The 13,108-nt window shown below is 70.7% G+C and carries 12 protein-coding genes; 10 read left to right on the top strand and 2 right to left on the bottom strand.

Annotated features, from left to right (window positions below; all coding sequences use genetic code 11):
* Positions 1 to 30: 30 nt before the first annotated feature.
* Positions 31 to 729: a TetR/AcrR family transcriptional regulator gene (locus ACWGKQ_RS24430; RefSeq protein WP_453294056.1), complete on the top strand. Its 699-nt coding sequence runs from the start codon at positions 31 to 33 to the stop codon at positions 727 to 729.
* A 147-nt stretch (positions 730 to 876) separates the two neighbouring features.
* The gene (locus ACWGKQ_RS24435; RefSeq protein WP_453294057.1) at positions 877 to 1,905 is read left to right on the top strand and encodes a hypothetical protein; all 1,029 of its coding nucleotides are present in this window, start codon (positions 877 to 879) and stop codon (positions 1,903 to 1,905) included.
* 144 nt (positions 1,906 to 2,049) lie between these two features.
* Here the strand turns inward: ACWGKQ_RS24435 and ACWGKQ_RS24440 are convergent, their stop codons facing one another.
* A complete protein-coding gene (locus ACWGKQ_RS24440; protein WP_453294058.1) occupies positions 2,050 to 3,711 on the bottom strand; it encodes a flavin-containing monooxygenase in 1,662 nt (553 codons plus the stop codon).
* A 289-nt stretch (positions 3,712 to 4,000) separates the two neighbouring features.
* Between ACWGKQ_RS24440 and ACWGKQ_RS24445 the strand changes: the two genes are divergently transcribed.
* The 5 genes from ACWGKQ_RS24445 to ACWGKQ_RS24465 all read left to right on the top strand — a co-directional run bounded on the left by ACWGKQ_RS24445 (position 4,001) and on the right by ACWGKQ_RS24465 (position 7,799).
* On the top strand, positions 4,001 to 4,393 hold the full coding sequence (locus ACWGKQ_RS24445) for a carboxymuconolactone decarboxylase family protein (RefSeq protein ID WP_453294059.1): 393 nt from the start codon (positions 4,001 to 4,003) through the stop codon (positions 4,391 to 4,393).
* 114 nt (positions 4,394 to 4,507) lie between these two features.
* A complete protein-coding gene (locus ACWGKQ_RS24450) occupies positions 4,508 to 5,248 on the top strand; it encodes an SDR family NAD(P)-dependent oxidoreductase (protein ID WP_453294060.1) in 741 nt (246 codons plus the stop codon).
* A gap of 119 nt (positions 5,249 to 5,367) precedes the next feature.
* Positions 5,368 to 6,555, top strand: a complete 1,188-nt coding sequence (locus ACWGKQ_RS24455; RefSeq protein WP_453294061.1) for an NAD(P)/FAD-dependent oxidoreductase — start codon at positions 5,368 to 5,370, stop codon at positions 6,553 to 6,555.
* Positions 6,556 to 6,574: 19 nt separating this feature from the next.
* Positions 6,575 to 6,769, top strand: coding sequence for a ferredoxin (locus ACWGKQ_RS24460; RefSeq protein ID WP_089103724.1), 195 nt, complete (start codon positions 6,575 to 6,577; stop codon positions 6,767 to 6,769).
* Between the two features lie 88 nt (positions 6,770 to 6,857).
* A complete protein-coding gene (locus ACWGKQ_RS24465; protein ID WP_453294062.1) occupies positions 6,858 to 7,799 on the top strand; it encodes an SDR family NAD(P)-dependent oxidoreductase in 942 nt (313 codons plus the stop codon).
* 43 nt (positions 7,800 to 7,842) lie between these two features.
* On the opposite strand, the gene ACWGKQ_RS24470 is transcribed toward ACWGKQ_RS24465, so the two are convergent.
* Positions 7,843 to 9,012, bottom strand: coding sequence for an acyl-CoA dehydrogenase family protein (locus ACWGKQ_RS24470; RefSeq protein WP_453294145.1), 1,170 nt, complete (start codon positions 9,010 to 9,012; stop codon positions 7,843 to 7,845).
* 75 nt (positions 9,013 to 9,087) lie between these two features.
* On the opposite strand from ACWGKQ_RS24470, the gene ACWGKQ_RS24475 reads away from it, so the two are divergent.
* The 3 genes from ACWGKQ_RS24475 to ACWGKQ_RS24485 are packed head-to-tail and all read left to right on the top strand — an operon-like array spanning position 9,088 to position 13,093.
* Positions 9,088 to 10,197: a CaiB/BaiF CoA transferase family protein gene (locus ACWGKQ_RS24475; RefSeq protein ID WP_453294063.1), complete on the top strand. Its 1,110-nt coding sequence runs from the start codon at positions 9,088 to 9,090 to the stop codon at positions 10,195 to 10,197.
* 60 nt (positions 10,198 to 10,257) lie between these two features.
* Positions 10,258 to 11,406, top strand: coding sequence for a thiolase family protein (locus ACWGKQ_RS24480; RefSeq protein WP_453294064.1), 1,149 nt, complete (start codon positions 10,258 to 10,260; stop codon positions 11,404 to 11,406).
* Positions 11,407 to 11,440: 34 nt separating this feature from the next.
* Positions 11,441 to 13,093, top strand: coding sequence for an AMP-binding protein (locus ACWGKQ_RS24485; RefSeq protein ID WP_453294065.1), 1,653 nt, complete (start codon positions 11,441 to 11,443; stop codon positions 13,091 to 13,093).
* The last annotated feature ends 15 nt before the right edge of the window (positions 13,094 to 13,108 follow it).

The raw sequence follows: 13,108 nt of genomic DNA on the forward strand, positions 1-13,108 counted from the left end.
GGCTGGTTACCGTGCCTAAAATGCTGAATCATGGCAAGACCACCAGGGCACGGACCAGGCTACGAGATCAAGCGTCAGGAGATCATCGACAAGGCGGCCGCGCTGTTCGCCGAGAAGGGGTACGCCGCCACAGGTATCGCAGAGGTGGGCGAGGTCGCGGGGCTGGCCAGGGGCGCGCTCTACTACTACATCGGCTCGAAGGAGCATCTGCTCGTCGAGATCCAGGACCGGGTGATGCGTCCCATGCTCGCCGGTGTGCACCGGATCGCCGCCCTGGACGAGGATCCGGTGCTACGGCTCCGGCTGCTGTCCCAGACACTGCTGGAGAACATCCTGGCCCGGCTGGACCATGTCCGGGTCTACGAACACGACTACCGGAACCTGCGCGGGGACAACCGCACCCGCCTGCTGAGCCAGCGCCGCGAATTCGAGGGCGTCGTCCAGCAGTTGCTGGTTGCCGCGATGGAGGACGGATCGTTCCGCAGGCTCGATCCCCGGCTGGCCACCCTGCAGTTCCTGAACATGCACAACCACACCTACCAGTGGATCAAGCCGGGGAGCGAGTGGGACGCCCGGCGCCTGTCCCGGGAGTACTGCGCGACGCTCTTTGCGGGATTCGCCGGTCCGGGCCGCCGGTTCGACGACATCGAGGACCATGTGAGCGACTTCCTCGCCAAGCGGGAGACCGCCGCTCCCGTGCCGATTCCTCGTTCCTCCGGCAAGGCGTGACACAGGGCCCGTCAGCCGTGTTCCGGGCGTTGCCTACCTCTGCGCGCGCCGATAGTGTGACAAGGATTTAATTCACCGACCGATCGGTCTAACCTCTTGTGTCCTGCTCAGCGGTGGGCGACCGCTCAGCACGAGGAGGGATGTTGAGTGGACTGGCGAACCGAGGCCGACGTCCTGATCGTGGGTGCCGGTACTACAGGCCTTTACCAGCTCTACCGTGCCAGAGCCGAGGGCTTCTCCGCGGTGCTGCTCGAGGCCGGCCTCGGGGTCGGCGGGATCTGGTACTGGAACAACTCCTTCGAGGCACGTTTCGAGGCGGAGAGCAGTGTCCGTGGACACCTCTTCTCGGCAGAGCTGGGAGGCGCGTGGGAGCGGCCCGAGGGAGGCGCCGGGCAACCGGTCATCAAGGGCTATCTCGACCATCTGGTCGACCGTCAGGACCTGCGCCCGCACATCCGGTTGGGCGCCACCGTGGGTTCGGCGGTCTACGACGACCCGACCGGGACCTGGTCGGTGCTGACCGGTGACGCCGTCGAGTACCGGGCACGCTTCCTGGTCGCCGCCACCGGGGCGCTCCCGGCATCCGGCCGGCTCTGTACGGGCGGCCGTCAGCAGGCCGGGGCCGGACGCCGCAGAGGCCGGGACGCCGGGCGGGGTCACCGGGTCGCCCGCCAGGAGCTGTCCGCCCCGCACGTCCCGGCCAACCGTTCGTCCGCGTTCAGCGACAGCGGTGTGTGCGCGGGGGGTCTCATCGTGGCCGGCGATGACGCGTTCAGCGGCGGCACGCTGAAGCGGCTCGGGGTGCGCGGCCGGGACGGCCTCAGGCTGGCGGGCTACTGGGCGGACGGCCCGCGGAGCTATCTCGGTGTCATGACCGCGGGTTTCCCGAACTTCTTCTTCCCCGGCGGCCCGCACTGCGTCCCCGACAACCCTCGTCACCCCGGCGATCAGGTGGACTTCATCACCGGTGCTCTCGTCCGGGCCCGTGAGCACGGGCGGGACGTCGTCGAGGTGGGGCTCGCGGCCGAGGAGCAGTGGACGGACCTGATGACCGGGGCGCCGCTCCCGTGGCGGCCGCACCCGTTGCCGGGATCGCCGCTGGGAGGGCTGGCCGGCGAGACCGCGGACGACGCGTACGGGGCGTTCATCTTCTCCGAAGCCGGACGGGTGGCCTGATGCGGGACCTTCGTGCTGCCGTGCGCACCGCGGGGTGAGCCGCGGGATCCGGCCGACGGATCCGCGCGGTCGTACGCACCCGCACGCCGATGCCCCGGGATGCGTTTCCCGGGGCACCGGCGTGATCGTGGGGGAGAGCGGGTGTCACGCGTCCGTCGCGCTGCCGGCCTTCGACAGGTCGAAGGTGTTGAAGTCGTTCTCCCGGACCTCCTGGATCAGCTCCTGGAGCTTCCACCGACCGGTGGGGTTCAGCAGCTGACTGACCGCCTTGCCGGGGATGTTGGCCCCGTAGAAGTAGCTGGCCTTCTGGAAGATCGACATGTTGTCGCTGTTGTTCATGAGGTCGGTCCACTCCTGCTCCGCGGCGGCCTTGACCTCGATCACGTCGTAGCCCTCCTTGTACGCGTGCAGCAGGGCCTCGTGCGCGAAGTCCACCTGGTCGCCGGCGTAGCGCGGGTTGTTGCCGAGTGCGCCGTGCGGGCCGCCGGGGAAGAAGAAGTTGGGGAACCCGGCCGCGGCGATCCCCAGGTAGGTGCGCGGGCCGTTCGCCCAGTGCTCCTCCAGCGCCAGCCCCTGCCTGCCGCGGACCCCCAGGCGGTTGAGCGCGCCGGTACCGAAGTCGTAGCCGGTGCCCCAGATGACGATGTCGAACTCGCGCAGGCCCGTCGAGGTCTCGATGCCCGTCTCGGTGAACCGGACGATGGGCTCCTCGGGCAGGGAGACGAGCGAGACGGCCGGTTTGTTGTACGCCTCGAAGTAGCCGGTGCCGAACGGCGGGCGCCGGGCGCCGTAGCCGCCGTCGGTGGGGATCAGCTTCTCCGCCGTCGCGGGGTCCTTCACGATGCCGCGGATCTTGCCGGCCATGAAGTCGCACCACTCGGCGTTCACGGTGGGATTGAACGTCATGTCGCGGTAGTGCTCGGTCAGCTTCGTGAAGCCGGGGCTGTTCCAGACCTTCTCGTAGAACTCCTGGCGCTCCTCGGGGCTGACGTCCGCGCCCATGACCGGGTTCATGGTGTGCAGGAACCCGCTGGGAGAGGTGTCGAGGGTGTCCCGGATCCGCTCGTAGTCCGCCTTGAGCCCGGCCTGCTCCTCGGCCGTGATCGGCCTGTTGTTGAGCGGTGTGACCCAGTCCGCCTTCATCTGGAAGACGGTCAGGGAGGCCACCTCGTCGGCGATGGCCGGCACGATCTGGACGCCGCTGGAGCCGGTCCCGACGAGCGCCACCCGCTTGCCGGTGAAGTCGATCGGCTTCTTGGGCCAGCGACTGGTGTGGTGCTGCTCGCCCTTGAAGTCCTCCCGGCCCGCGATGCCGGGGATGAAGGGGACCGAGAGGTTTCCGGTGGCCGCGACGAGGAAACGCGTCCGGACCGTCGTGCCGTTCTCCGCCGTCACCGTCCACGTACCCGACGACTCGTCGAAGACGGCCGAGCTCACCTTGGTGTCGACGGCGATGTCGCGCCGCAGGTCGAAGCGGTCGACCACGTGGTTGAAGTACCGCTCGATCTCCGGCTGCCCGGCGTACTGCTCCGACCACTCCCACTCCTCCCACAGCTCCTTGGAGAAGAGGTAGCCGTAGGTGTAGCTCTCGGAGTCGAAGCGTGCCTCGGGATAGCGGTTCCAGTACCACACGCCGCCGACGCCGCTGCCGGCCTCCAGCAGCTTCGCCGCGAGGCCCGCCTCGCGGGCCCGGTACAGCTGGTAGATGCCGGTGACACCCGCGCCGATGACCACGACGTCCAGCAGGTCGGCCGGATCGGCCTGACCTCCGGGTGCCGCGGCCGCCGTCTTCGTCGTCTTGCTCATCTGCCCTCCACAGTGCACAGGGGGCTGCTCCGCCCGCGTGAGCCCGAGTTTTTTATGTCGACCGATCGATCGAATATTGAGGTGAGAGTAGAGCAGGGCCCTGGCTCGAGCAATGGCCGTGCCGTGGGGAGATGCCTGCGGGGCGGGGTCGGCCCTCTGAATGTCTGCCGCGAACTCCGTCGCGGCCTGGTGACAGGTGATTCCTGTCCTGGTCGTTGATTATACCGACCGATTGGACTAACTTTCGGAGCGCGGGGAGGACACAGTGTCGTGCCAACAGGAGTCGCCCATGACGGCCGAGAATGTCGAAGAGCCGACCGATCTGCGCGGTGCCGGGCTCAAGGCCATGCGAGACGCACTGCCAGGGGTGTTCCCGGACGGGGACATCGACCTGCGGGACGGGCGTCTCGGGGAGGAACTGGTCGAGATCGGCCTGACCAGTGTGTGGGGATCCCTGTGGGCCCGGGAGGGGCTCAGTCCGCGTGACCGCAGCCTGGTCACCCTGGGAATCCTCATCGCGCTGGGCGCGGAGACCGAACTGCGGACCCACTTCCGGATCGGTGTCACCAACGGTCTGACCCGGGACGAGATCGCCGAAGTCATCTACCACGCCAGTGGCTACGCGGGTTTCCCGGCCGCGACGGCCGCCCGGAACGCGGCGCGAGAGGCACTCCCCGACTGACCGGGGGTGGCGCTCCGTGGGGCGCCGGACGAACGCACGGGGCACGTAGCCGGCCGAGCGACGGGGTCTGCCGGAGGCGCGTCGCGCGGTGTCACACGAGTGAGGAGCAGGGGTATGTCGTTGCAGGGAAAGGTCGCCGTCGTCACCGGCGGCGCGCGGGGTATCGGCCAGGCGGTCGCGACGGTGCTGGCGGCGCAGGGTGCGAAGGTCGCGGTGTGGGACCTGGATCTCGGCGGGGCCGAGAAGACCGTCACCGCGATCCAGGAGACGGGCGGAACGGCGATCGCCGTGGGCGGGGATGCGGCCGAGGCCGCTGCCGTGTCCGCGGCGGCGGGCCGGACCCGGGCCGAGCTGGGGCCCGTCACGATCCTCGTCAACAACGCGGGGATCACGGCCTACCAGCCGTTCACCAACATCACCGAGGACGCCTGGGACCGCATGATCGGCATCAATCTCAAGGGGCCGTTCCTGGTCACCAGGGAGCTGGTGCCCGACATGCTGGAGGCGGGCTGGGGGCGCGTCGTCAACATCTCGTCCTCGTCCGCGCAGACCGGTGCCCCGGCCATGGCGCACTACGCGGCCTCCAAGGGCGGGGTCATCGGCCTCACCCGGGCACTGGCCATCGAGTTCGCCGACAAGGGCATCACCGTCAACCACGTCCCCCCGGGCTTCATCGACACCCCGCTGGTCCGGCAAGGGCCGATCGACGTGGACGCGGTCGCGCAGACCATGCCGATGAAGCGGGCCGGCCGGCCCGAGGACGTCGCCTACGCGGTCGCCTATCTGGCCTCCGAAGAAGCCGGATACGTCACCGGGCAGACCCTCAGCACCAACGGCGGACGCTATCTCGCCTGACGTCCCGCCCTGCCGCTTTATTGTTTAGACCGCATGGTCTATTTTGAGAGAACGTATGAAGCAACATCGGAGTCAGCTATGAGGATCGAGCACGGTGTCCAGGCCGCCGGGGTGAGCGCATGACCGCCCCCGGAAGGGTCCTGGTGGTGGGCGCGTCGGCGTCCGGGCTCACCACGGTGGAGTCCCTTCGACGCAAGGGATACACCGGCGAGATCGCCGTGATCGGCGACGAGCCGCACGCGCCGTACGACCGGCCGCCCCTGTCCAAGCAGGTCCTCTCCGGCGCGTGGGAACCACAGCGGGCGACGCTGCGCACGGAGGAGCTCCTCTCCGGCCTCGCCGCCGACTTCGTCCTCGGTGACGAGGCGGTCGCACTGGACCCGGCGGCCCGGACCGTGCGCACCGCGTCCGGACGGGAGCTGTCCGCGGACGCGGTCGTCCTCGCCACCGGCGTCCGGCCTCGCACCCTGCCCGGTCAGGCAGGCCTCGCGGGCGTGCACGTGCTGCGAGGGCTCGACGACGCACTCGCCCTGAAGGCGGAACTGCGCCCCGGCGCGCGACTGGTCGTGGTCGGCGAGGGCGTGCTCGGATCGGAGATCGCGGCCACCGCACGCACGCTGGGGCTGGACGTCACCCTCACCGGCCCGCTGTCCGCGCCGATGGCCCTGCAAGTGGGCCCGATGGTGGGCGGTCTGCTGGCGGAACTCCATCAGGAGCACGGCGTACGACTGCGGTTGGGGGCCGGGGTCGCGGGGCTGAGCGGCCGGGACGGGCGGGTCACCGGGGTGGAACTGAGCACCGGGGAGACTCTCGCGGCGGACGTGGTCGTCGTCGCCATCGGGGCCTCGCCGGCCACCGAGTGGCTGGCGGACAGCGGCCTGACCCTGGACAACGGCGTCGTGTGCGACTCCCGCTGCCGTGCGGCGGACGGGATCTACGCGGTCGGTGACGTGGCCCGGTTCCTTCATGAGAGCTATGGCCGCCTGATGCGCCTGGAGAACCGTACGAACGCCACGGAACAGGCCGCGGCCGTCGCCGGCGTCGTACTCGGCGAGGACCGGCCGTATGCGCCCGTGCCCTACTTCTGGACCGACCAGTTCGAGGCGAAGCTCCAGGTCCACGGGCTGCTGCCCGCGGACGCCGACGTGGAGGTCGTCGAAGGCGACGTGGCGGCCCGCCGGTTCGTCCTCCGGTACTCCAGTGAGGGCGCGGTGACCGGGGTGCTGGGCTGGAACATGCCCAAGCAGACCCGCCTGCGCCGTCAGGACGTCGTCGACGCCCTGCACACCCCGGTCTCCACCCCCTGACACGAATGGGAGAGGTTTCATGAAGGTCCTCATCGACGAGGAGAAGTGCGTCGCCGCCGGGCAGTGCGTGAACGCTTCCCCGGACGTCTTCGACCAGCGGGAGGAGGACGGCATCGTCGTCCTGCTGAACGAGAACCCGTCGGCGGAGCTGGCGGACGACGTCCGTAACGCGGCGGCGGTGTGCCCCGCACTCGCCATCCGCATAGCGGAGTAGCCGGCCGTGGCGGCCCGGAAGACCCCGGAGGCCCGGGAGACCCGGAAGACATGGACGGCGGGACAGCGCAGTACGACAGGAGTCACCCATGAGTGAGTTCAGCTTCGAAGGACGCGTGGCCGTCGTCACCGGCGCGGGGCGGGGGATCGGGCGTGCCCATGCCCGCCTGCTGGCCGAACGGGGAGCGAAGGTCGTCGTCAACGACCTCGGCGGATCGATGGAGGGCGAGGGGACCGACGCCGGGCCGGCGCAGCAGGTGGCCGACTCGATCGTCGCGGCCGGCGGCCAGGCCGTCGCCGACACCAACGACGTCTCCACCGAGACGGGCGGCAAGGCGATCATCGACTCCGCGCTGGACGCCTTCGGCCGTATCGACATCGTCATCAACAACGCCGGCATCATCAGGTGGGCCGGTCTGCCCGAGGTCGACCTCGACAACCTCGAACGCCATCTCGCCGTTCACCTGATCGGTTCGTTCAACACCATGAAGGCCGCCTGGCCGCACTTCGTCGAGCAGGGGTACGGCCGCGTCGTACTGACGACGTCGGCAGGTCTGTTCGGGCTCGACAACAACCTGTCGTACGCGGCGGCCAAGGGCGGCGTGGTCGGGCTGGCCCGCAGCGCACGGCTGGCCGGCGAACCGCACGGCATCAAGGTGAACGTGGTCGCCCCGGCCGCCCTGACCCGTATGGGCGGCATCGAGGACGAGGCCGCGGCCGAGGCCGCCGCCCAGCAGGCGGGCATGCCCTCGGGGGCGGTGTCGCCGATCGTCGCCTATCTCGCGCACGAGGCCTGCCCGGTCAACGGCGAGATCTACGCGGCGGGGGCCAGCCGCTTCGCGCGCTTCTTCATCGGGTCCACGCCCGGCTATGTGCACGAGGACGGTCCGGCCACGATCGAGGACGTCGTGAAGAACTGGGACCTGATCAACGACGAGAAGGACTACTACGTGCCCGGGGACCTCATGGCGTGGACCGGGGCCTTCCTCGGGCACCAGTTCAGCGAGAAGCCGGGCGGCGCGGCCTCGTAGGCGCCCGCCCGACCGGCGGCGGACGCGGGCCGGGGCATCCGGCTCAGGCGTCCCCGCCGGGCTTCGGTCCGGCCAGGTCGCGGCCGATGATCTCCTTCATGATCTCGGTCGTGCCGCCGACGAGTGTCTGCACCCGTGCGTCGGCGTACGCCCGTGAGATCCGGTACTCGTCCATGTAGCCGTAGCCGCCGTGCAGTTGGAGGCAGGCGGCGACCACCCGGTTCTGGAGTTCGGTGGCCCACCACTTGGCCTTGGCTCCGGTCACGGCGTCGAGTGTCCCCTCGTTGAGGTCGAGGATGCAGCGCTCCAGATAGCCGCGGGTCACCTCGACCTCGGTGGTCAGCTCGGCCAGCCGGAACCGGGTGTTCTGGAGGTCGACGAGCCGTCGCCCGAACACCCGGCGCTCCCGCGTGTACGCCACCGTCCAGCGCACGGCCGCCTCCGCCGCCACCACCGCACGCCAGGCGATCGAGAGCCGCTCCAGGGGGAGTTGGGCGGTGAGCTGGCCGAAGCCCGCACCCTCCTCGCCCAGCAGGGACTCCGGGGGCAGCCGCACGTCGTCGAAGTACAGCTCGGCGGTGTCCTGGGCGTGCAGGCCCAACTTCTTCAGCTTGCACCCCCGTTGGAATCCCGGTGCCGTGGACGGCACGAGGAACAGGGAGAGCCGGGAGCGGCCGGCCGCCTCCCCGGTGCGGGCGGCCACGATCACCAGGTCGGAGCTGGAACCGCTGGTGATGAACGTCTTGGCGCCGTTGAGGATCCACTCCGTCCCCTCGCGCCGTGCGGTGGTGCGGATCCCGCGCAGATCGCTGCCGCCGCCCGGCTCGGTCATGGCGATCGAGGCGATCACCTCGCCCGCCGCCATGCCGGGCAGCCACCTCTCCCGCTGCCCGTCGGTCCCGAACCTGACCAGGTACGAGGCGACGATGTCCTCGTTGATGGAGAAGCCGGACGCCAGGGCGGCCGCCCCGACCTCGGCCAGCTCCTCCTGGATCACGCACCGGAAACGGTAGTCGTCGGCGCCCGCCCCGCCGAACCGCTCGGGTATGCGCAGTCCCAGCACACCTGCGGCGGCCGCCGCCTTCCAGACGGAGCGGTCGATGAGGCGTGCCTCCTCCCACTCCTCCAGATGCGGCGCCACCGAGCGTTCGACCAGGCTGCGCACGGTCCGGCGGAACGCGGTGTGGTCGTCCTCGTAGAAGCTGTACGGCATCGTCCGCTCCCAGGTCATTATCTAAAATCGTTAACTGATATACCCTATGGCGCGGGAGTCATCATAGGAGGACCGATGTCAGCGGTTCCACCCCTCGGCGATGTGCGGGTCCTGGAGTTCCTGGGCCTGGGGCCCGGGCCGTTCGCGGGCATGCTGCTCGCCGATCTGGGAGCCGACGTACTGGCCGTCACCAGGCCGCACACCGCCAGGCCCGCGCTGGCGGAGAACCGGCCCGTCGTCGAACTCGACGTCAAGTCGGCCGAGGGCCGCCAGCAGGCGCTGCGGCTCGCCGAGCGGTGCGACGTCCTGATCGAGGGCTTCCGCCCCGACGTCATGGAGCGACTGGGACTGGGGCCGGAGGAAGTGCGGGAGGCCAACCCACGGCTGGTCTACGCGCGCATGACCGGCTGGGGACAGCACGGCCCGCTGGCACCGACGGCCGGGCACGACATCAACTACATAGCGATCACAGGGGCTTTGCACCACGCGGCCCGGCACGGCGAGGTACCCGTCCCGACCGCCAACCTGCTGGGGGACTTCGGCGCGGGCGGCATGTACCTCGTGATGTCCGTCCTGGCCGCGCTGCACGAACGCGACCGCACGGGGTCGGGTCAGGTGCTCGACGTGGCCATCGTGGACGGCACGACCTACCTCACGACCATGCTGCACGAGTACCGGTCGAGAGGTACGTGGTCGGACGTCGCCGGCACCAACAGGCTGGACACCGGGGCGCCTTACTACGACGTCTACCCGTGCGCCGACGGCGGGCACGTCGCGATCGGTGCCCTGGAGGCGCCGTTCTTCGCGGCCCTCGTGGAGTTGCTGGACCTCGACCCCGTGTGGACCGGGATCCGTGAGGACCCGGCCAACTGGCCCGAGCTGCGCCGGGAGATCGAGCGGGCCGTACGGCGGCGCACCCGGGACGCATGGGCGGCGGCGGCCGAGAAGACGGACGCCTGTCTGAGCCCCGTGCTGAACCTGGCGGAGGCCGCCGGCCATCCGCACCTGCGCGCCAGACACGCGCTGGTGCCCGCGCCGGACGGCCGGACGGGATGGCGGCCGACGCTGGGCGGCCGGCGGTTCGCGGGTACGCCGTCGGCGGCGTCGGTGGAGGACACGCTCGCACGGTGGCGCCGGACCGGGCAGCCGGCGGCGGACGAGCCCGGGGGTGACCCGGCGCGCTGACGGGCCCGGCGAGCCCGGCCGGGTCGACACGCGGAACCTGCGATGTGGGAGCGAGGAGAGATGACGGCACGTCAGGCAGTGATCGTGGACGCGGTGCGCACGCCCATCGGGAAGCGCAACGGAGCGCTCAGCGAGGTGCACCCCGTCGACCTCTCGGCGGTGGTCCTGCGCGCGCTCGTCGAGCGCAACGAGGTCCCGCCGGAGTACATCGACGACGTGATGTGGGGCTGCGTCACACAGCTGGGCGACCAGTCCAGCAACATCGCCCGGTTCACCACCCTCGCGGCCGGCTGGCCCGAGAGCATTCCGGGCGTCACCTTCAACCGGGCCTGCGGCTCCAGCCAGCAGGCCGTCGAATCGGCGGTGCACGCCGTCGTCGCGGGCGCCTACGACTGGGTGATCGCGGGCGGCGTCGAGTCCATGTCACGCGTTCCGCTCGGAGCCGCCCGGCAGACCGGCCTGCCCTACGGGCGGACCGTCCTGGACCGCTACCGGACCGACCGGCTGGAACAGGGCACCGGAGCCGAGATGATCGCCCGCAAATGGGGACTCGACCGGCACCGGCTCGACGAGTACGCCTCGCGTTCGCACGCACTGGCCGCCGCCGCCATCGACGCGGAGGTCTTCGACGAGCAGCTGGTCACCGTGCCCGCGGCGCCGGATCTGACGCAGGACGAGGGACTGCGCCGGGGCACGTCCCCCGAGACCCTGGCGAGGCTCAAGCCGTCGTTCCAGGAGGACGGGGTCATCCACGCGGGCAACGCCTCCCAGACCTCCGACGGGGCCGCCGCACTGCTCATCACGACGGCCGAGCTGGCCCGCCGGCACGGACTGCGCCCGCTGGCGACGATCCGCGCGGGCGCCGTCGTCGGGGACGACCCGGTGATGATGCTGACGGCTCCCATCGCCGCCACCCACAAAGTGCTGCAACGCGCCGGCCTGTCGATCGGGGACATCGGCGCCTTCGAGGTCAACGAGGCCTTCGCTCCGGTACCGCTCGCCTGGCAGAGCGAGGTGAAGGCCGATCCGGACCGGGTCAACCCGCTCGGCGGGGCCATCGCGGTGGGACATCCGCTCGGTGCGTCCGGTGCGATCCTCGCCACCCGGCTGCTGCACCACATGCGCCGCCACGGCATCCGGTTCGGCCTCCAGACCATGTGCGAGGGCGGCGGCACCGCCAACGCCACCGTCTTCGAACTGGCCGAGTGACATGACCGCGACGCGGACACCTGAGGAGACGGCAGTGAGCGTGACACCCGAGCAGCGGCGGCAGGACCTGGCCGCGCTGCGGGAGCGCTGGTACCGGGAGGGCCACTACTCCTCGCGCACCATGGCCGATGCCCTGGAGGACGCCGGCCGGCGGGTGCCCGGGACGCGGTTCGTGTTCGCCTCGGAGGTCGAGACGACCACGGTGACCCTGGCGGACGTACTCGCGCTGGGCAGGCGAGCGGCGGCCGGGCTGCGCCGGCTCGGGGCGCGGCCCGGTGACGTGGTCGCCGTACAGGTCCCCAACCGGCTGGAGCTGGTGGTGTCGTACTTCGGCGCCTGGCTGGCCGGCGCGGTCGTGCTGCCCATCACCCACATCTACGACTCCGCCGAGGTCGGGGTCATCCTGCGCGACGCCCGGGCGAGGGTGCTCGTCCTGCCCGACGCCTGGCGCTCCATCGACTTCGTCGACCGCCTGGCCCGCCTCGACGCGGGGCCCACCCTCGAACACGTCGTGATGATCGGCGACCGGCCGGCACCGGACGCGGTCTCCTGGGACACGCTGCTGGCCCACACGGATGAGGCGCCGGCGCCCGTGGACGTACTCGCCGACGACGTGTGCGCGGTGATCTACACCTCGGGGACGACCGGCACGCCCAAGGGCGTGCAGCACACCCACAACACCCTGCTGCACGAGCTGCGCAAGGGCGACCTGATGAACGAGGCCGGACCCGACGACACCCGCCTCATCCCCTGGCCCTCCGGCCATGTCGCGGGGCTGCTGGCCGCGTGCAGCGGGATCGCCGGGGGCACCGACACGGTGCACATGGACCGCTGGAACGAACGCCGGGCCGTCGAACTCGTCGAGGAGTTCCGGTGCACCATCACCAGCGGTACCCCCCTGCACGTGGAGGCGCTGCTGAGGGCCGCCGAGGAGCACGGCCGCGACATCTCCAGCCTGCGGTTCGTCCAGATCGGTGCCGCCAACGTCCCGCCCGCGCTGGTCGCCAGGGCCGACGACGCGGGCATCGTGGTCGCCCGCGCCTACGGCAGCACGGAGCACCCCCGGTGTGCGACCTCCCCGCTGGACGCCTCGGCACGGCAGCGGTCCATGACGGACGGCCTGGTGCGCTTCGGCGACGAGATACGGATCGTCGACGACAAGCTGCGTCCGCTGCCGGTGGGGGAGGCGGGCGAGGTCGTGACCCGTGGCCCCAGCCAGTTCGTCGGCTACCGCAACCGCGCGTACGACGCAGCGGCGTTCCTGCCCGGCGGCTGGTTCCGTACCGGCGACGTGGGGCGGCTCGACGAGGACGGCCACCTGACCATCACCGACCGCATCAAGGACATCATCATCCGCGGCGGGGAGAACATCGCCTCCAAGGAGGTCGAGGACATCCTCACCACCCATCCACGGGTCCGGCACGCCGCCGTGGTCGCGGAACCCGACCCGCGGTACGGCGAGCGGGTGGCCGCCTTCGTGGTCCTCGACAGCGGCACACTCGACGTCGAGGAGGTGCGCGAGCTGTTCGCCCGGCACCGGGTGGCACCGCAGAAGGCACCCGAGCGCATCGTCGTCGTTCCCGATCTCCCGCGGGCCCCCTCGGGGAAGGTCCGCAAGTTCGAGCTGCGCGACCGGTTGCGGGGGGCGGGGGCCACGGAGCAGTCCGCCGAGGAGGCTCGTGCCTGACCTCCTCGCACCTCA

It is taken from the genome of Streptomyces sp. NPDC054770, from assembly GCF_053611985.1.